This window comes from Desulfuromonas thiophila, from assembly GCF_900101955.1.
GTDB lineage: Bacteria > Desulfobacterota > Desulfuromonadia > Desulfuromonadales > Desulfuromonadaceae > Pseudodesulfuromonas > Pseudodesulfuromonas thiophila.
This window is the reverse complement of the sequence record NZ_FNAQ01000005.1, coordinates 94,703-111,360: the sequence shown is the minus strand read 5'-3', so window position 1 is coordinate 111,360 and position 16,658 is coordinate 94,703. Positions and strand designations below refer to the sequence as shown.

Below are 16,658 nucleotides of genomic sequence, written 5' to 3'. Positions count from 1 at the left end.
GCGTATGGATCACGGCACCCAGTACCTCTCAGACCATTTTCAGAACCAGATCAAGTTCTGGGGGATCACTCCCAGCTTTGCCTTTGTTGCCGAACCCCAGACCAATGGAGTTGCCGAACGGTTCAACCGCACCTTGAAAGAGCAGGCCATCTATGGCCGGGTTTTCCGTAACATCACCGACGTTCGCGAAGCCGTGATGACCTTCGTGGAGCTTTACAACAGCGAATGGCGTGTTGAGAAAAACGGCTTCAGATCACCCGATGAAATCCGTCAGGCGGCGTAAGCTAAATTTGTGTCCAGGGAACCGGTTCCGCTACACCACCAATTCTTAGCGCGGCTTGCACGCCAGCTTGCCAAGAGCAGAAAAAAGCCGGCGCAGGAAAACTCCTTAGCCGGCTTACGTAGGTGCCTCGTTTGATGTTCCGATTTTTTCTACCAGAACAGCTCAGCTTCGCTGGCGATAGAGGGCAAACAGCAGTTCCACGGCCCAGTCGCAGGTCTGATCGCTGCTCTGCTCCCCCTGCGGCCAAAGCGCCTGAGGTAGCTGCCAGGCAGACAGCGGCCCGCCAACGGCGAGATTGAAAGCGGCAAGGCTGTGCTGCAGTTCCAGCCGTGCCATCCGTTGCCGAGCCTCATTCGCCTCATGCAGCACCAAGCCCAGCAACTCCTGGGCCGCATCAAGCAGCGCTTCAAGACGAGCCAGCGCCTCGGGTTTCTCGGCGATGGCGGCACACAAGCCATCAAAGCGACGACAGAGCTCGGCATCCACCTGCATCCGGTCAGTTGCAGGAGGCTTGGGCGGTATTCCACAGCTTGCATCCACTTCTGTCGTCATGACACAGACTCCCGCTTTTAACTCGGCACAACCCTGGCGGCGCCCACGCCGATCCAGCAGCAGTAAAAACCCTATCAGCAACGCCACCGCCAGAGCACAGCAAAGCAGCGGCCCTAAAGAACCCAACATCAGCTCGTCTTTCCTCCTTGTCTGCCCTTTTAGCCCCGCCGCAAAGCCAGCAACGCATCCACCGCCTGCACAGAACCGCTGCGGCTGCCAAGATGCGGCGCCCGGCGATTCAGACCAGTACTGAGCCGATCACAACAAGCCACCAGATCCGCCATGTCATAACGCGGCACACGGCTGCACAGCTTCCAGGTCAAAAGATAGCGCAACTCTTCACCACCCTCCGGCCAGTCCTGATCCAGCTTGCGCAGATGAGGCGCCAGCACCTCCAGCGTCAGCTTATCATGATCCAGACAGGCCCCCAGACTTGTACGCCGCATCCGGTGGGTCAGGGTCAGAATCTTGCCGATATCATGAAAAAGCGCCGCCACCATGCCCAGCTGCGCCCGCTCACGCGGAAATTCCCGGTGGCGCGACACCAGCACAAAACACTCCAGACTATGCTGCAGCAGCCCCCCGGGATAACTGTGATGATGCCGTAAACTCGCCGGTGCCGCCACAAACGCAAAGCTGATACCCCGATCCAGCAACACCGCCTCAACAAAACGCCGCAACGCCGGCCACTCGATCTGCTTCACCGCCGCCATAAGAAGCGCCAGCAAATCCGGCTGCGGACACAGACTCCGTGGCAGCAGCCGGGCCGCCGAGAAGCCCTCCGTACCGACCAGATCAGAGCACGCCTGAGCCCCAGGCACCAACAGCGAAGACACATCCAGCCGCAAACCACCCTGAAACCAGCGCGCCTGACCCTGCACCTTAACCAGAGCATAGCTTGGCAATACCTGCCGCTGCATCTGCGCCACCAGCGCCTGTTGCCAGACAAAGCCCGTCAGCTGCCCCGAACAATCCTCCAGCACCAGTTTCAGATACGGAAAGCCATCGCGGGTCAACGCCTCCGTCCACTGCTGCAGGCGAAACCACCCACAGACCGCCCCAGCCCTCAGATGTGCCAGCGCGCTAGACATGATCAGCCCCACCGACAACATCAGACACCGGGCTTACAGCAATCTCCGCTGGATCCTTGATAACGCCTGGAAGCCGCGCCGCCAGCAGATTCTCAAAAGCCGAGCCATCGCGCCGGGTGAGATTCGGCACAAAACGCGAGTAGACAGTAAAGAGCATACGAGTGGTGGTATGACCCATCTGCCGGGCAATCCATTCCGGATTCTCCCCAGCTGCTAACCACAAGGTCGCAGCGGTATGGCGCGTCTGATACGGCTTGCGTGGCTTAATACCCATCATCCGCAAAGAAGGATACCAGATACGTTTCGTTATATTGCGATGATCAAGGGGCTGGCCTTCACGGTTACAAAACACATAAGAGCCGCATGAAGCACTGACCTGAAACTGGCGCTGCAGAGCTTGAAAAACCGGCTCAGACATACAGATCTCGCGAATGGAGGCAGGCGTCTTGGTGACATCCGCCTGACCATCGACCAGAGTTTCACGAATGCGGATCAGACGCCGGTCAAAGTCGACATATTCCCATTTCAGACCGTCGATCTCGCCCGTACGCATGCCGGTGAAAAACCGAACCGTGTAGTAATCACGGAAATCTGGCCTGACAAACTTAAGAAATCGGGTGACCTCTTCGATCGAAAAAGGGTCAACGTCACTGCGGATCACTTTGAGAGGTTTGATCCGGGCGAAGGGCGTGGTAAAATCAAACCGGTCGGCGGCGTCTTCGAGAATCATGCGCAATGTCGTCATGATGTGATTGATCCGATCCGGTGAGAGGCCTTCTTTGCTTCCGTTACGAACTTTGGCGAGTGTGGAACGGAATCTGAGAATTTCACCCTTGTCGATGCTGCCGACTTCCTTTTTGCCAAATTCGGCAATCAAATGCTTATCAAGATTGCCGCGCACCGTCTTGCGATAAGAGCGTTTCCAACGCACCTCGTTCTCTAAAAACCAGTCCTGACTAAAGCATTCAAACAGCGGGGTCATTCCTGATTGGGCTCTGGTGGCGGCCCGGTGCGGACCTGCCTCGGCGGGAAGCGCCTGATGCTGCTGCCTAGCCGTTTCTATCGCTGCGATTTTTTCAATATTGCGGCTGCCGGGGAAATATTGCGCATAGGAGAAAACACCGGCGTCGATTTCTTTTTCGATTTGCTGCAAGATCTTCACCAGCCGTTTGCGGTTGCTGGCTGTATCACTGAGCCGGGTCTGTTCACGGCAGCGGATGCTGTGAACTCTGAAATCGAAAAACAAAAAACCATCTCTACATCTGATGCTACCCATGACATACCCTCCCTCGTGATAGCGGAATGGTAGCTGCTTGACTTTTTGATTTTCGTACCATCTCACTTTGAACAGCCTCCCAGATGTAGAGAATTTTTCTACGCCCAAAAGGGCGGATGTAGTGGATACCTTCGATCAGAACCGCATCGCGAAGGCAATTGCGAATATAGGCTGCGTCATAGCGAAGCCGTACTGCCAATTCCTCGGTTGTCAGGTAAGTTTCTTGTTCCATGACTAGTCTCTCCTTTGTGTTAGTGGTTTAAATAGACTATACATAAACCAAACGTGCATGACAAGCACATTTCTCCAAAAAAAGTAGCGTGGGGTGTTTTTTTTTGCTAAGTGTTATTCTGTGCCACCATGTATCTAAATACAGGAGAAAAAATGATCAGATTTCACTTGAAAAAACTAATCTCAGATTGGGAGTTTAGTAAAGGGAGGCGATTGACCTTTGATGAGTTGTCACAGTCAACTGGCATTCACCGGACGACCTTGTCGAGAATTGCTAATCTGAAAGGCTACAACACGACAACTGACAACATAGACGTGATCTGTCGCTTTTTTGGGTGTGAGGTTGGTCAGGTGATGGAATATCTTGCTGATGATTGAATTTGACCAGTTAGGTGCCCAGAATTGTGCAGAGGTCATAAAACAGTTGTGCCCGAAACCACTGGGCACAACTTGGGCACTGAGTGGGCACAACAAAAAAAGGGTTAGCGAGATCATCGCTAACCCTTTGATTTTTTGGTGGGCGCAGTAGGGATTGAACCTACGACCCCTGCCGTGTGAAGGCAGTGCTCTCCCGCTGAGCTATGCGCCCCTGAAAGGTGTGCAGGTTTGTACCAGCTTCAGCCAAAGCTTGTCAATTGGAAAAAATAACCCAAAAATTCCCCTTGTGTCAGGATCGCTGTTCCGGTTGTTTGCGGTTGACGGCCAGATAGAGGGCCGGCAGGACGAAAAGGTTGAGCGGGGTCGAGGTCAGCAATCCGCCGATGACGACCGTGGCCAAGGGGCGCAGGCGCCCGGCGTTGACCAGGTTGAGGCCGTCGTCGCGGGCCGGATCGACCCAGGAAATGCGCGTGGCGGCGTCCACCGTTGTACAGCCCCTGTCCCGGTTGCATGCCAGCCACTAGTTGGGGCTGGCAGAGGGCCTTTTCGGCCTCGGCGATGAAGTGTTCGGCGCAGTTCTCTTCGGGGATTGCGGAGTTTGTGGCGTGGTCGTGTCCGGCCTGCCTTGGTCGGTCAGTGTCTGTTGAGGCTCAGTAAGGGTTTAAGGCGCTGATTTTGTTGGATAACTGTGTTTTTTGTGGGTTTGGGGTTGGTCGATCAGGGAGCGGACAGGCGCTCAAGACGGATCAGCTTGTGATTGTCATCGAAGTGGATGCGGAACCAGCCGTGGATGCCATCCTGGCGCAGGAAGGAACGCAGATTGGCCGCGGGTAGGCGCAGTCGCTGACCATTGCTGCAGATCACCACCACCTGGCTGGCCTGGCCCTGGTAATAACGCAGAAATTGCTGCGTGTTCAGGTGCAGTTCGAAGGTCAGTGCCGGCATGACGGGTGTCAGTAGTCTGCTGGCGGGTTTTCTGCCAGGGCCACGGTCAGACGCTGCAGCCCCTCGCGGATGGAGATACGCGGCGCATAGCCCAGGTCGCGTCTGGCGGCACGAATGTCGAACCAGTGGGCGGTCGACAGCTCGCGGGCCAGAAAGCGGGTCATGACGGGTTCACCTGGTAGGTGAAGCAGGCGATAGGCCTGTTCCAGCAGATAACCGGCGCCATAGGCCAGACCGACAGGCAGCTGGCGGCGCACGGGCGGCAACGCGCCGGCGGCCAGGATGGCATCAACCAGGTCCCACAGGGGCCAGGGTTCTCCCTGAGACAGAAAGTACGCCTTGCCCGCGATGGGCGAGCCGATAGCAAGACGCTCGGCCGCCAGCAAATGGGCCTCGGCGGCATTGTCAATGTAGAGACTGTCAACCAAGGGGTTGCCCGAGCCCAGCCGGCGCAGGCGGCCGGCACGGCCACGGGCCAGAATGCGGGGGACCAGATGATTGTCGCCGGGGCCCCAGATCAAATGGGGTCGCAGGGCAACCGTGGCCAGGTGCGCATCGTTGGCGGCCAGCACCTGCTGCTCGGCCAGGGCCTTGGTGCGGGGATAATCGGCTTCATAGTGGGAAGGATAGGGGATGGATTCGTTGACGCCGGCCAGATCGCGGCCGCTGAACACGACACTGGGGGAACTGGTGTAAACCAGTCGCCGCACCCGCTGGTGGCGACAGGCCCGCAGAATGTGCTGAGTGCCTAGCACGTTGGCGCGTTCGAAGTCTGCTGGCTGGCCCCAGATGCCGGCCTTGGCGGCGACATGGAAGACGACATCGCAGTCGGCGCAAGCCGTGGTGACCGCTGCCTGATCCGCCAGGTCGGCACGAATTTGCTCAATGGCCAGTTCCGTCAGGGCCGGATACCGTCCGCGGGCCAGACTGCGCACCTGCCAGCCGTGCTGGCGCAGCAGCCGGATCAAGGCCAGGCCGAGAAAGCCGCCACCGCCAGTGACCAGCGCCCTGGGACTCATGACAGTTGCCTTGTTGCCCACAGTGCCAGCTTCTCACGGAAGATTTTGGCATTGTGACGGACATCGACAGGAAAACCCGGATGAAACAGAAAGCCGCTGATGGCCTGGCAGTGGCGATGCTGCTGCTGAATCTGCCGTAACTCGGCTGCGATCTGCTCGCGTGCCAGCGCCGTTGTTGGCAGGCGGGTTTCGATGCAGAGCAACGCCCGTTGCCGGCCCTGCTGTCGACAACCGACCAAAGCTGTCCGCGCCACGGCCGGATGGCGGTTGAAGGGGGCTTCACAGGGAATGCTGAACAGGGTCTGGGGCTGGCCTGCATCAGCGGCGGTCAGTTCCACCCGGTGGTTTTTCCGGCCGCAGAACCACAGCCGACCGCTTTCATCCAGATAACCGACATCGCCCATGCGGTGGTAAAACCCACCGTCGGCACAGGGGATCTTGGCCGCGGCGGTGGCGTCGGGCAACTGCCAGTAGCTGTCGGTCACCTGCAGACCGCGGACGCAGATCTCGCCGATTTGGCCGACAGGCAGTTGTCGGGCTTGGCGCCAGTCACGGAGGGGAGCATCGTCGATGGCAATAATGGCGAGTTGCAGTCCGGCCAGCGGTCGGCCCACACAGATGCCACGGCCGGCGTCGGTGAGGATGCGGGTATCGGCCAGAATTTCGTGGCTGCCGATTGAGGCTACCGGCAGGGCTTCGGTGGCGCCGTAGGGCGTAAAAATCTGGGTCTCCGGCTTGAGCAGGGAACTCAGATCCTCCAGTAGGCTGGCCGGAACTGGCGCGCCGGCGGAGATGATTCTTTTGAGGCTGCCGAGCTGGCGGCCCTGATGGCGACCGGCGTCAGCCAGACGTCGCAGCAGGGCCGGAGAGCCGAACAGGTTGTCAATGCGGAAATCGTCAAAGGCCTCGAACAACCGCTGAGCATTGACCTGACCGGGCCGGCTGGCGTCCATATCGGGAACGATGGCGGTCATGCCCAGGGCCGGAGCAAACAGGGCGAACAGCGGAAAGGTGCACAGATCCTGCTCGCCCGGCTGAATGTTGTACAGCTGTTTGAGGGCGGCAATCTGGGCATTGAACTGGCTGTGGCGATAAACCGCGCCCTTGGGTGGGCCGGTGCTACCACTGGTAAACAGTATGGCCGCTACCGCATCGGCTGCCGGCTGGTGACAGGGCCAGGGCTCGCTGGCGGTGATGGTCAGCAGATCGCACAGCCGGGCGCTATCCGGCAGGGGGATCGAACCCGTGGTCAGACGATGGCGCAGGCTGTTTTTGCCCCAGCCAAGCAGCAGGCGGGCGGCATGGGCCTTGCCACAGCCAATGAAGGCTTCGGGTTGAACCTGCTGCAGGCAGTTGCGGATATTGCGCAGTCCCATGCCCGGGTCGATCAGCACTGGCACGGCGCCAAGCTTGAACAGGGCAAAGGTGAGGCTGAAGAAGTCGAGCCCTGGCGGCACCATCAGCACGGTGCGCATGCCCGGTCGCAGCCCCAGCCGCTGCAACGCCCAGGCGCGCTGATCGCTTTCCCGTTCCAACTGGCGGTAGCTCAGCTGCAGATAGCGCACATGCCCGTAGAGATCACGACCCTGGGGACAGATCACCGCCAGTTGATCCGGCTGCTGCCGGGCCTGTTGGCTTAGGGTCAGGGCAATGTTGGCTGGCTGGAGCTGTGGAACGGTCATGCCGGTTACTCCTTGCCGGGGCAAAGAAAATCGCGGATCAGCGGAATCAGTTCGTCGGCCACGTCTTCGAGGATGTAATGGCCGGCGTCAGGCCAGCGGCGAAGCTCCGCGTTGGGAAAATGCTGTTGCCATTGCTGCAGAAAGTGGCGGTCAAAAACAAAATCGCGTTCACCCCAACCAATCAATATCGGTCGGTTGGCCAGAAGGTGGAGATTCTGCTCCACCCGGCTGACCTCGGCATAGGCTGCGTCACCCGGCTTGAGGGGGATATCCTGCACAAAACGCAGGGTGGCGATACGGTTGGCCCAGCTGTTGTAAGGGGCGCAATAGGCGCTGCGCAGGGCGGCCGGCATGGGCTGACGCTTGCACCCGATCCAAGCGGCACCACGGCTGAAGGCATTGAAGCCGCGGATCAGCAGGCTGCCGATACGGGAATCACGCCCCAACCGCAGAGCGGTGGGCAGTTTCTTGCTGGCGGGCAGGTGAAAGGCGGCGGTGTTGAGCAGCACCAGGCGGTCGATACGTTCCGGATGGCGTGTGGCATAGGCCATGCCAATCATGCCGCCCCAGTCGTGCAAGACCAGACTGATGGGCTGTTTCAGATCCAGATGATCAAGCAGTTCTTCCAGATCGGCCAGCCGCTGATCCAGGCTGTAGCGGTATTGGTGATCGCCCGGCTTGTCGGACAGCCCGCAGCCGATATGGTCCGGCACGATAACGCGATGCTCAGCGCGCAGCGCCAGCACCAGGTGACGGTAATAGAAGCACCAACTGGGGTTGCCATGCAGCAGCACCACCGGCGCGCCCTGGCCTTCATCAAGATAGTGACAGCGGGCGCCGTGGCGCAGGGTCAGGTAATGACCGGTACAGGGTAGCAGACGTTTCACCACAGAACTCCCAGCATCATGCAGTTCAGGCCGCTGCCAATGCCCAGCAGTGCCACCTTCTGGCCCGGTTGCAGATGGCCCCGTTCCGCCGCCAGCGCCGCCGTCAACGGCAGGGACACGGTGCCGATATTGCCAAGAAAGGGAAAGGTGGCAAAGTCCTTTTCCGGCACGATATCCAGCGAACGCAGAATTTCCTGCTGATGAGCCGCGCCCACCTGATGGCAGATCACCCGGTCGACCTGTTGCGCCTGCCAGCTTAGTTCGGGCAGAAAATCCCGCCAGGTTTCCTGCCCCAGGGCAACACCATGCTGCATCACCGCCACGGCATCGGTCTGCATGAACTGCTGCAACTGATCCGGCGCCGTTTCTTCGACGCCCCAGCGGCACAGGGCGTGATGTTGCGGCCGGGCCCGTACCACACCGCCGACGAGGCGATGCTGGCAGGGCAGGTTGAAGGAACCGTCGGTCAGCAACAGGGCCACGGCACCGGAACCGCCCGTGAGGGTTGCCACGCTGCGGGAAAACTGTGCCATGTCCGGCTGTTGGCACAGGCGCCGCAGGGTGGTTTCGTTGAGTTCCCGGGCGCTTTCGCAGGAAACCACCAGCCCCGCGCGAATCTGACCCAGTTCGATTCGGTTGGCCACATCAAGAATACCACTGAGCACACCGAGACAGGCATTGCTCAGGTCGTAGATTTCTGTCTGCCCACCGATAGCGAGGCCATCGGCTACCCGACAGGCTGTCGCCGGTTCGAAAAGCTCGCGGCAGACGCCGGTATAAACCAGTGCGCCGATGTCTGCGGGGGCAATCCCAGCAGCCTGCAGCGCCTTGCGGCCGGCAGCGATGGCGCCACTGGACAAGGCTGTGCCCGGGTGCCACCAGCGGCGTTCACGGATACCGGTCAGAGCCTCCAACTGGCCCGGCTGCAGGCGCAGTTTCTGGTACAACGGAGCCAGTTGCTGCTCCAGGTCGCGCGAGCGCACAACCACCGGTGCCAGTTCATAACCCGGCTGATGCAGGAAAACATTACGATAAATCATGAAGTCGTTGTCTCATCGCGGAGAGTGTCGTGGCTGGCCGTAAACAGGGGAGCGCGGTGGCGCGGGGTCAGCTGTCAGCAGCTGTTGCCAACAACTGGCGACCGCCCGAATTGAGCCAGCGCAGTCCGACGGCGTACAGACGCTCATCCTGCAGGCGGCGATAGAAGGTTTTGTAGCAGATGGCGGCCCGCCGACTCTGCTCAGCGGTCCAGCGCTGCAGAGGATTGAGGTGCAATTGCCGCAACCGTTCCTGATCCTGGGGCTCCGGCGGCAGATTGAGCGCGTAGGCAATGGCCCAGGCACGCATGTCTTGGCGCGGGTCGCCGGGGAAATGCACATCATGACCGCTGTGCAGGGTGGCAACCTGCAGCTGATGTTGTTGCAGCACCAGCATGGCCAGTTGGTAAATCTGTTTTTGTTCGGGGCTGACAAGCATGGTCGGAACGGGTCTGCAATGGCCGGTGGCTAAGCAAAACAACCCGCATGGCGGGTTGTCGGGGGCATCCCGTGGGATGCCGCTCGGGGCGGATACCGCCGGGCATCTTGGCAGAAAGGAGCCTGACGTGCAACACAATTGAAGAAAGAGTTTGAAATGACAAAGAAATTTTGGAAAGATGGCCCCTGTTTTGCCCGGCTTGCCGCTGTTGGCGCCACAGCGCGGGTCAACTGCGGGCGGGATTGGTTGTGATGAACTGCAATACAAGGAGAAATGTTCATGCAGTGGATGGCCTGGAGCATCTGGGGCGCTTTGGCGCTCTGTTTTTTGTTGGGAATCGGACTGGTTCTGTACAGCCGGCGCAAACAGGGCCAGGAGCAGGCCCGCAAAGGGGTAGCAGAACGGCCCGAAGTCAGTATTTCGACAGCAGCTGAAAGGGCTGAACCCGACGCCCGGCGCTGGCAGGAGCTGGTGAGCCGGTTCGACCTGTCCATCGAGGAGTGGCCAGCGCCCGCCGATCGCTGTTCCTGGGCACATCAGGTGTTGGGAATCCAGCCCGACTGGTTGCGTGGCGCTCCCGTCACGCTGTTTCCTTTTCTGACCTTTCACAACCGGGTGGAAGAAAGTTTCGATTTTCTGCGCCAATTACGGCAGCAGTATGACCAGCGGCGCCTCATTGTGGTGCGACCGGCGGGTGTCCCCTTGCGTGAGGACTATTATCACGCCTGCGCCATCCTGTGTTTCGCCGCCCGAACCGGCGACAACAACAGCCACCCGCCCCGCTGGCGTTATTTCCCGGTCAACGTTCTGTGGGACTGGGGATATGCCCCCGAACAGCTGCAGTGCTGCCAGCTGCTGGCGATTGCCCGTCAGGCGGGTTGCCAATTGGAGGGTAGCGAAGCGACACCCGACGAACTGGACCTTTTGCTGGAAGGGCAGGGGCTGCCGGCGGCGTTGCTACAGGGCGGCAGCCTGTGGAACGCTGAGCCCCTGGCCAGCACCGCCAGCGGCAGTTTTGGCGGTGGGGTTCGACTGATGACGCAGGAGGAGATTGAGACGCGCTTGCGGCAGGAGGGCTGGGACTGAGTTTTTCTCCCGTTCCGGCTGATCCGCGTGCAGAACTGCTGTCAGCCGGTGGCCGGCCCGGCGTTAGTCGGCCAGATGGGCGGCGCGCCGGGAAATCATCCATTCCAGTTCCCGCTCGATCTCTTCAGCATCGCCACTGTTCAGTTCAAGCAGGCGGCGCAGGTGGGTCATGCTGTCGGCGTCCATTCGGGTGAAAGCCAGCCCAAGGGTTCTGTCATGGCAGTGACGCACCTCGGCAGTGAATGTCAAACGCAGATCACCCGCCAGACGCAGGCTGACCTGCCAGTGGGGCGGCTGAACCTGTGGCGGGAGGCTTTCCAATTCCACCAACAGCCCTTTCAGGGAGATATCAAGCAACTTGCCCTGTAAGTGTTGCTGTTCATGACACAGATGAACCTGCTCGATAAAAGGAACACGCTGAAAGTGACGTTTTTCAGGCATAAGCTGGTCTCCGCAAAAAGGGGGGGAACACGACCGGGGTCTTGTGCAGGGCAGTATAGGCCTTCTGCCGGTTTTTTCCAGGCTCTACCGCTGTGTGTCGCGAGGAGCTGGGCTTCTTGGCAGACGTTTTCAAGGAGTGCGGCTGTTTTCAGTAAAAGCATCTGTTGTGCATGGGGCAGAAAAAAGTGCGGGGTCGGCATTTTTCCCCTTGACCACCTTCGCTGAGTTCATTATGATCGGCGCGTTTTTGGGGTGTCGCCAAGCGGTAAGGCAGCGGACTCTGACTCCGCCATTCGGGGGTTCAAATCCTCCCACCCCAGCCAGAAAACTGCCGACTTCAAATAGGCGCCCTTCGTCTAGCCCGGTCCAGGACACCGCCCTTTCACGGCGGCGACAGGGGTTCGAATCCCCTAGGGCGTACCACCATGAACCCCCCGCTGATATCTCAGCGGGGGGTTTTTGCTGCGTGGGATTCAGAACTGCGGCCGTACTCCTGAAGGGCTGTCCCGGCGCTCGCGATGTTTTTCGCCAGGGTGCCGTTGCCCTGCCCAACGATCTTCCCGTTCTGTTTCCTTAATGAACTTGCGTTTTTCGCGATCCTGTTCCTGCCAATTTTTGCGTTGCTCACGCTGCTGTTCTTCGAAATGTTTGCGTTGTTCGTGTTCCTGTTCTGCACGCTCCTTTCGTAACTCGCGTTCTGTCGCGGCGCGTTCCTGGTGCGATTCACGGAGGTGCTGGCTGCGTTCCCGCTGTGCCTCCTGAACCTGCTCCAGACGGTCCTGCTGGGCTTCCCACACACTTTCAAGCCGTTCAGGATAATCCTCAATCCGACGTTCCAGTGGGCGGACAGGATAATAATGCCGGTCGATCCGGGTTGCCAGCTCATCGCGGGCAATCTGCGTGTCTGTATCTCGCAGATCCGTCAGAACGGCACTTCCGGCAGCGGACTTCGCTTGCGCCAGCGCAGCGATAGTCGACAAACAGACCAGCGCAGCGACGAAAGCAACCATTTTGTTGGCCATAGATGCTCCTGCCTAAGGCGGAAGGATGGTGTCAACAGGGTACGACAGCCAATTTTAGCTGCCAGATTTATTGTTCAACCTGTCGCAGCTCCATCTCGCGGTTGCGCTGCAGGTCAATCGCGGTAAAGGCGTCATCCGCGGGCAGTTGCAGAACAAAGCGATCGATCCTGTCAAGGTGCAGCACGGCCTCATGTTCCAGCACAAAATCGAGCACATGACCACCGGCAGTGCGGTTGCGATCGAGAAAATGCAGGTGGTAGCCGGGAACGTTGATGCCACGGACAAAAGGAGGACAGTAAAAGCCGACCAGTGTGCCATCAACCTGGTCGAAATGAAATTCCGGCTGTTTTTGTACTACCTCAACCAGCGGTCGATAAGGTTTCTGCTGGCGCGGGACGCTGCGGGTTTGGACCGAACGGAAATGGCCATCAAGGCGCAGGGCATAAAAATGATTGGGAGACAGTCCCAGGGTGCTGAGCCGTTGCGGCAGTTCGGCGAGATCGGTGCCGGAGGGTAAAAGCTGCTGCTGCTCTGGAGCAAAGCGGGTAACACTGGCGAAAGGGCTGGTCTCACTGTCAGGAACCTGTCTGGCCTGACCGCTGGCGTCGATGCGGTAGACTTGCCCCTCCAGAACGACCATTTCGCCATCAAGGGCATGAAAGGTGCCAATACCCAGATCACCCTGCTGCCGCAAATCCGCGATGCTGACAACGCCGTCGTAGAGCCCGCTGAGCAGGGCATCGATGGTGGAAAACTGCACCAGACTGTTGGCTGACGCGGTGGTGGCAGAGACCGTGGCCGGGAAGAGCAGCAGCAGGAACACAACGGGAAAAAATCGTTTCATGGTGGGCTCCGAAAGAAGCTGGCAGCCTGTTCGCCGGCTGCATGGTCAGGGCAATGAAAGGTTATCAATGGAAAATCATCAGACGGGCAGGTTCCTCTGGCGACGCGGTTCAGGCCGGCGCTGAGGCGAACAGCTGGTTGATTCGGCCAATCCAGACGGCTTTGTCCTCGGCTGGCAACCAGGAGGCGGTGAAGCTGTTGCAGGCCAGCTGGCGCAGCTGTTCGCGGCTGATAGGTAAATGTTCAAGCAGTGCCCGATAGTTGGCGCTGAGATAGCCGCCAAAGTAGGCCGGATCATCGGAATTGATGGTGACCAGCAACCCCCGTTGCAGCAGCTTCAGGAGTGGATGCTGCTGCAGTTGCTGGACAACGTGCAGCTTCAGGTTCGACAGGGGACAGAGGGTTAGAGGAATCTGGCGGGCGGCCAGCTGCACAAGCAGCGCTTCATCCTCCAGCGCCCGGTTGCCATGGTCAATACGATCCACCTGCAGCAGATTCACGGCCTGCTGAACATAGTCCGGCGGCCCTTCCTCTCCGGCGTGAACACAGATTTTAAAGCCCAGTTGCCGACAGCGGGCGAACAGGCGGGCAAACTTCTCCGGGGGATGGCCGACCTCCGATGAATCAAGGCCAAAACCATCAATCCGGTTGAGGTAGGGCATGGCCTGCTCCAGGGTCTGGAAGGCGCTTTCTTCCGACAGGTGGCGCAAAAAGCTCAGAATGAGCCGGAAGCTGATGCCCAACTGGCGTTGACCGTCTTCGAGCGCCGCGTGAATTCCGTCGATCTGGGTTGCCAGGGGGATGCCGCGTTCGAGATGCGCCTGGGGATCAAAAAAGATTTCAACATGAACAATGCGTTCCTGCTGGGCACGCTGCAGATAGGCCCAGGTCAGATCGTAGAAGTCCTGCCGCGTGCGCAGGACCGCCATGCCGGCATAATAAACATCGAGAAACTCCTGCAGATTACTGAAGTCGTAGGCCTGGCGCAGGCTCGCTACATCGGGATAGGGCAGCTGCAAGCCATTGCGGCAGGCCAGGGCAAAGACCATCTCCGGCTCCAGACTGCCTTCAATATGCAGATGCAGCTCCGCTTTGGGCATCTGTTCAATGAATGGCAACAGGGTCGTATCCATCGGTCAACCTCCCTTGATTTGGCAACAAGATTCAGATCAGTAGAACCGCCAGGGCAAACAGATTGATGGCCAGCAGCGTTTTGCTGACCTGAACTCTCTGGCCGGACAACAGTTTAAGCCCGGTCCAGCAGATCAGACCCCAGACAATTCCCTGGGTGATGGATGTGGTCAATGGAATCAGGATAATGGCCAGAAAGGCCGGAATGGCTTCATCGTAACGCTGCCAGTCAATGGTGCTGATCGGGCTCATCATGAATACGCCGACCAGAACCAGGGCCGGCGCCGTCGCAAAAGCCGGAATCATCGACAACAGCGGCGAAAAAAACATGAAGGGCAGAAAGCATAAGCCGGCGACCACTGCGGTTAGGCCGGTGCGGCCACCTTCACGGATGCCGGCGGCGGATTCAATGAAACTGGAGCCGGCGCTGGTGCCGCACAGGCCGGAAAGGGTTGTTGCCACGGCGTCGGTCAGCAGCGACTGGCGGATGTTGCGCGGCTCGCCATTGCTGTCCTTGAGATCAGCGGCTTCCGCTACGCCGATAAAGGTCGACAGGCTGTCGAACAGATCGGCAAACAGCATGACGAAGATGACCGGCAGCATCGCCAGGGTCAGCGAGTTTTTCAGATCCAGTGCCAGCAGCAGGCTGAAATCCGGGGCGGCGATCAGCCCGCTCCAGGTCACCGGTGTTGCGGTCCCCACAATGGTGCTGGCATCGCCCCACACCCGGCCGATGGCGCTGGCCAGCAGGGTCGTGGTGGCAATGCCGAGAATCAGCGCACCGGATACCCGTTTGAGAACCAGCCAGGAGCTGACCAGCAACCCGGCAAGAAAGGTGAGGGTAACCACGTTCAAGCCGCCAAACCGGACCAGGGTGACGGCATCGTCGACCACAAAGCGGGCATTCTGCAAGCCGATAAAGGTAATGAACAGCCCGATACCGGCGGCGACTGCAGCGCGGATCTGATGAGGGATCGCCCCGGCAATGGTACTGCGGACATTGAAAAGCGACAACAGCAGGAAGATGACCCCCGACCAGAACACCGCCCCTAGGGCGACCGGCCAGGGAACCCCCATGCCCAGCACTACCGTGTAGGTAAAAAAGGCATTGATGCCCATGCCGGGAGCTACCAGGATCGGATTGCGGGCGTACAGTCCCATCAGAATGCTGGAAAAAGCACTCACCAGGACTGTGGCGGTCACTACTCCGTTGAACGGCATGCCGGCCGCCGAGATGATGGCCGGATTGACAATGATGATGTACATGGCCGCCAGAAAGCTGGTGATCCCGGCCAGAACCTCTGTTTTGACACAGGTCTGCTGCTGCTCAAGAGCGAAAAACGATTTCATGTTCTCCTCGTTGCCGGCGGGCGATCCGGCGCAAGTTGTCAGAGAAAGCGCTCGCCGTCGTCAGTGAGTTGCCGCAGGCGGGCGGCACTGGCCGGTTGATCCGCCAGAAAACGGAAATCGGCAAAATCGAATCCGGGAGCGACGGTGCAGCCGACCAGACTGTAACGGCCGGTGGTTTCAGCCGCCTGGAAGTAGCCAGCCGGTACCAGCAGGCAATGGTTGCGCTCGCCATCAAGCCGGTGCGAATGCAGCTGCTGGCCGTCAAACAGCAGTAAATGCAGCGGATCACCGGCGTAGAAATGCCAGAGTTCCTCGTGTGCCACCTGATGAAAACGGCTGTGCTGACCGGTAGCCAGCAGAAAGTAGATGTGAGTCATGGCGGCCCGGTCGGCCTGTACCCGCGAGGAAAAGACCGGCTGCGAACTGCGAAACAGTTCGCGAAAATAGCCGCCCTCCGGATGCGGTTGCAAATCAAGTCGGCAGATCAGCTCTGCTATCTCAGCGGGTTGGCCGTGTTGCGACATCCTGTGGACTCCGCTGCTGTTCGGGGGATGAGGGCGAGCCGGGTTCAGCGCAAGGGTACGGTTTGGCCGGACTGATGGGCGGCACGAAGATCGCCAGCCACAGACTGATCTGGTGGGGATGAGTCCAAGCCACCCGATGGCGGCGATGGGCGGCAATGGTCAGGTGGTCCCCCGGGCGCAGACGCAGCTGTTCGTCCGGGTTGCAAAATTCCAGCAAGGCTTCCCCCTGCAACAGAACAACAAATTCGTCTTCATCCTGATCGTACCAAAAGTCCGACGGCGAGGCCTGCCCCTGCGATAGGATGCGTTCAATACGAACGGTATCGCGATGCAGCAGCAGATCGATCTGTTCTGCCGACAGGGGCGCTGATGGAAAATCAAACAGGTTGGCCGATGTCATCTGGCACTGTCCTTTGCGGTTTTTCTGGCCGCTGGCGAGGA

General features: G+C 59.3%; 20 protein-coding genes, 3 tRNA genes and 1 pseudogene. 5 read left to right on the top strand and 19 right to left on the bottom strand.

The genetic code is table 11. From position 1 onward, the window contains the following. Positions 1-283, top strand: a 283-nt coding sequence (locus BLR80_RS06940; RefSeq protein WP_143012102.1) for an integrase core domain-containing protein, incomplete at its 5' end; no start/stop codon positions are given. 162 nt (positions 284-445) lie between these two features. Here BLR80_RS06940 and BLR80_RS12685 read toward each other — a convergent pair. From BLR80_RS12685 to BLR80_RS06920, 4 genes are read right to left on the bottom strand one after another with little or no spacing between them, the layout of a single operon-like run. Then, on the bottom strand, positions 446-964 hold the full coding sequence (locus tag BLR80_RS12685; protein ID WP_143012101.1) for a hypothetical protein: 519 nt from the start codon (positions 962-964) through the stop codon (positions 446-448). A 29-nt stretch (positions 965-993) separates the two neighbouring features. Continuing rightward, entirely contained in the window at positions 994-1,926 is a 933-nt protein-coding gene (locus BLR80_RS06930; RefSeq protein WP_171906350.1) for an HD domain-containing protein, read from the bottom strand. Beyond that, on the bottom strand, positions 1,919-3,202 hold the full coding sequence (locus BLR80_RS06925) for an Arm DNA-binding domain-containing protein (RefSeq protein WP_092077786.1): 1,284 nt from the start codon (positions 3,200-3,202) through the stop codon (positions 1,919-1,921). Before BLR80_RS06925 ends, BLR80_RS06930 begins: the two co-directional genes overlap by 8 nt. After that, on the bottom strand, positions 3,195-3,434 hold the full coding sequence (locus tag BLR80_RS06920) for a hypothetical protein (RefSeq protein ID WP_092077783.1): 240 nt from the start codon (positions 3,432-3,434) through the stop codon (positions 3,195-3,197). The genes BLR80_RS06925 and BLR80_RS06920 overlap by 8 nt, the downstream gene beginning before the upstream one ends. A 152-nt stretch (positions 3,435-3,586) precedes the next feature. On the opposite strand from BLR80_RS06920, the gene BLR80_RS06915 reads away from it, so the two are divergent. After that, a complete protein-coding gene (locus tag BLR80_RS06915) occupies positions 3,587-3,811 on the top strand; it encodes a helix-turn-helix domain-containing protein (protein WP_092077781.1) in 225 nt (74 codons plus the stop codon). Between the two features lie 136 nt (positions 3,812-3,947). Here the strand turns inward: BLR80_RS06915 and BLR80_RS06910 are convergent. The 8 genes and pseudogenes from BLR80_RS06910 to BLR80_RS06875 all read right to left on the bottom strand — a co-directional run bounded on the left by BLR80_RS06910 (position 3,948) and on the right by BLR80_RS06875 (position 9,820). Then, positions 3,948-4,022 (bottom strand) — tRNA-Val (locus BLR80_RS06910). A 78-nt stretch (positions 4,023-4,100) separates the two neighbouring features. After that, positions 4,101-4,217: pseudogene (locus BLR80_RS13440) on the bottom strand (hypothetical protein); the annotation flags it as partial. A gap of 311 nt (positions 4,218-4,528) precedes the next feature. Then, the gene (locus BLR80_RS06900; protein ID WP_092077775.1) at positions 4,529-4,756 is read right to left on the bottom strand and encodes a DUF2835 domain-containing protein; all 228 of its coding nucleotides are present in this window, start codon (positions 4,754-4,756) and stop codon (positions 4,529-4,531) included. An 8-nt stretch (positions 4,757-4,764) separates the two neighbouring features. Then, positions 4,765-5,775 (bottom strand): NAD-dependent epimerase/dehydratase family protein, encoded by a 1,011-nt coding sequence (locus tag BLR80_RS06895; RefSeq protein WP_092077773.1) that lies wholly within the window; start codon positions 5,773-5,775, stop codon positions 4,765-4,767. Then, complete coding sequence (locus tag BLR80_RS06890; protein WP_092077770.1) at positions 5,772-7,457, bottom strand: fatty acid CoA ligase family protein; 1,686 nt, start codon at positions 7,455-7,457, stop codon at positions 5,772-5,774. The genes BLR80_RS06895 and BLR80_RS06890 overlap by 4 nt, the downstream gene beginning before the upstream one ends. 5 nt (positions 7,458-7,462) lie before the next feature. Next, positions 7,463-8,347, bottom strand: a complete 885-nt coding sequence (locus tag BLR80_RS06885; RefSeq protein ID WP_092077767.1) for an alpha/beta fold hydrolase — start codon at positions 8,345-8,347, stop codon at positions 7,463-7,465. Beyond that, entirely contained in the window at positions 8,341-9,384 is a 1,044-nt protein-coding gene (locus BLR80_RS06880; RefSeq protein WP_092077765.1) for a 3-oxoacyl-ACP synthase III, read from the bottom strand. The genes BLR80_RS06885 and BLR80_RS06880 overlap by 7 nt, the downstream gene beginning before the upstream one ends. 67 nt (positions 9,385-9,451) lie before the next feature. Next, a complete protein-coding gene (locus tag BLR80_RS06875) occupies positions 9,452-9,820 on the bottom strand; it encodes a hypothetical protein (protein WP_092077762.1) in 369 nt (122 codons plus the stop codon). A gap of 279 nt (positions 9,821-10,099) precedes the next feature. Between BLR80_RS06875 and BLR80_RS06870 the strand changes: the two genes are divergently transcribed. Next, positions 10,100-10,906 carry a hypothetical protein gene (locus BLR80_RS06870; RefSeq protein WP_092077759.1) on the top strand — a complete coding sequence of 269 codons (807 nt, stop codon included), beginning with the start codon at positions 10,100-10,102 and terminating at the stop codon, positions 10,904-10,906. Between the two features lie 63 nt (positions 10,907-10,969). Here the strand turns inward: BLR80_RS06870 and BLR80_RS06865 are convergent, their stop codons facing one another. Beyond that, positions 10,970-11,347 carry a PilZ domain-containing protein gene (locus tag BLR80_RS06865; RefSeq protein WP_092077756.1) on the bottom strand — a complete coding sequence of 126 codons (378 nt, stop codon included), beginning with the start codon at positions 11,345-11,347 and terminating at the stop codon, positions 10,970-10,972. Between the two features lie 248 nt (positions 11,348-11,595). Between BLR80_RS06865 and BLR80_RS06860 the strand changes: the two genes are divergently transcribed. Beyond that, positions 11,596-11,670: transfer RNA gene (locus tag BLR80_RS06860), tRNA-Gln, on the top strand. Between the two features lie 22 nt (positions 11,671-11,692). Then, positions 11,693-11,770 (top strand) — tRNA-Glu (locus tag BLR80_RS06855). 50 nt (positions 11,771-11,820) lie between these two features. On the opposite strand, the gene BLR80_RS06850 is transcribed toward BLR80_RS06855, so the two are convergent. The 6 genes from BLR80_RS06850 to BLR80_RS06825 all read right to left on the bottom strand — a co-directional run bounded on the left by BLR80_RS06850 (position 11,821) and on the right by BLR80_RS06825 (position 16,617). Further along, positions 11,821-12,369: a hypothetical protein gene (locus tag BLR80_RS06850; protein ID WP_092077754.1), complete on the bottom strand. Its 549-nt coding sequence runs from the start codon at positions 12,367-12,369 to the stop codon at positions 11,821-11,823. Between the two features lie 67 nt (positions 12,370-12,436). After that, positions 12,437-13,213 carry an acetolactate decarboxylase gene (budA, locus tag BLR80_RS06845; protein ID WP_092077752.1) on the bottom strand — a complete coding sequence of 259 codons (777 nt, stop codon included), beginning with the start codon at positions 13,211-13,213 and terminating at the stop codon, positions 12,437-12,439. 109 nt (positions 13,214-13,322) lie between these two features. After that, on the bottom strand, positions 13,323-14,345 hold the full coding sequence (locus BLR80_RS06840) for an adenosine deaminase (RefSeq protein ID WP_092077749.1): 1,023 nt from the start codon (positions 14,343-14,345) through the stop codon (positions 13,323-13,325). A 31-nt stretch (positions 14,346-14,376) separates the two neighbouring features. Then, positions 14,377-15,693: an NCS2 family permease gene (locus BLR80_RS06835; protein ID WP_092077746.1), complete on the bottom strand. Its 1,317-nt coding sequence runs from the start codon at positions 15,691-15,693 to the stop codon at positions 14,377-14,379. A gap of 38 nt (positions 15,694-15,731) precedes the next feature. After that, positions 15,732-16,217, bottom strand: coding sequence for a cupin domain-containing protein (locus BLR80_RS06830; RefSeq protein ID WP_092077743.1), 486 nt, complete (start codon positions 16,215-16,217; stop codon positions 15,732-15,734). After that, positions 16,192-16,617, bottom strand: coding sequence for a cupin domain-containing protein (locus BLR80_RS06825; RefSeq protein WP_216095187.1), 426 nt, complete (start codon positions 16,615-16,617; stop codon positions 16,192-16,194). Before BLR80_RS06825 ends, BLR80_RS06830 begins: the two co-directional genes overlap by 26 nt. Positions 16,618-16,658: the final 41 nt, after the last annotated feature.

What these genes read in the sequence shown, in the direction of transcription:
- BLR80_RS12685 (WP_143012101.1), bottom strand. Translation starts at nt 964, where the DNA reads ATGTTGGGTTCTTTAGGGCCGCTGCTTTGCTGTGCTCTGGCGGTGGCG.
- BLR80_RS06930 (WP_171906350.1), bottom strand. Translation starts at nt 1,926, where the DNA reads ATGTCTAGCGCGCTGGCACATCTGAGGGCTGGGGCGGTCTGTGGGTGG.
- BLR80_RS06925 (WP_092077786.1), bottom strand. Translation starts at nt 3,202, where the DNA reads ATGGGTAGCATCAGATGTAGAGATGGTTTTTTGTTTTTCGATTTCAGA.
- BLR80_RS06920 (WP_092077783.1), bottom strand. Translation starts at nt 3,434, where the DNA reads ATGGAACAAGAAACTTACCTGACAACCGAGGAATTGGCAGTACGGCTT.
- BLR80_RS06915 (WP_092077781.1), top strand. Translation starts at nt 3,587, where the DNA reads ATGATCAGATTTCACTTGAAAAAACTAATCTCAGATTGGGAGTTTAGT.
- BLR80_RS06900 (WP_092077775.1), bottom strand. Translation starts at nt 4,756, where the DNA reads ATGCCGGCACTGACCTTCGAACTGCACCTGAACACGCAGCAATTTCTG.
- BLR80_RS06895 (WP_092077773.1), bottom strand. Translation starts at nt 5,775, where the DNA reads ATGAGTCCCAGGGCGCTGGTCACTGGCGGTGGCGGCTTTCTCGGCCTG.
- BLR80_RS06890 (WP_092077770.1), bottom strand. Translation starts at nt 7,457, where the DNA reads ATGACCGTTCCACAGCTCCAGCCAGCCAACATTGCCCTGACCCTAAGC.
- BLR80_RS06880 (WP_092077765.1), bottom strand. Translation starts at nt 9,384, where the DNA reads ATGATTTATCGTAATGTTTTCCTGCATCAGCCGGGTTATGAACTGGCA.
- BLR80_RS06875 (WP_092077762.1), bottom strand. Translation starts at nt 9,820, where the DNA reads ATGCTTGTCAGCCCCGAACAAAAACAGATTTACCAACTGGCCATGCTG.
- BLR80_RS06870 (WP_092077759.1), top strand. Translation starts at nt 10,100, where the DNA reads ATGCAGTGGATGGCCTGGAGCATCTGGGGCGCTTTGGCGCTCTGTTTT.
- BLR80_RS06865 (WP_092077756.1), bottom strand. Translation starts at nt 11,347, where the DNA reads ATGCCTGAAAAACGTCACTTTCAGCGTGTTCCTTTTATCGAGCAGGTT.
- BLR80_RS06850 (WP_092077754.1), bottom strand. Translation starts at nt 12,369, where the DNA reads ATGGCCAACAAAATGGTTGCTTTCGTCGCTGCGCTGGTCTGTTTGTCG.
- budA (WP_092077752.1), bottom strand. Translation starts at nt 13,213, where the DNA reads ATGAAACGATTTTTTCCCGTTGTGTTCCTGCTGCTGCTCTTCCCGGCC.
- BLR80_RS06840 (WP_092077749.1), bottom strand. Translation starts at nt 14,345, where the DNA reads ATGGATACGACCCTGTTGCCATTCATTGAACAGATGCCCAAAGCGGAG.
- BLR80_RS06835 (WP_092077746.1), bottom strand. Translation starts at nt 15,693, where the DNA reads ATGAAATCGTTTTTCGCTCTTGAGCAGCAGCAGACCTGTGTCAAAACA.
- BLR80_RS06830 (WP_092077743.1), bottom strand. Translation starts at nt 16,217, where the DNA reads ATGTCGCAACACGGCCAACCCGCTGAGATAGCAGAGCTGATCTGCCGA.
- BLR80_RS06825 (WP_216095187.1), bottom strand. Translation starts at nt 16,617, where the DNA reads ATGACATCGGCCAACCTGTTTGATTTTCCATCAGCGCCCCTGTCGGCA.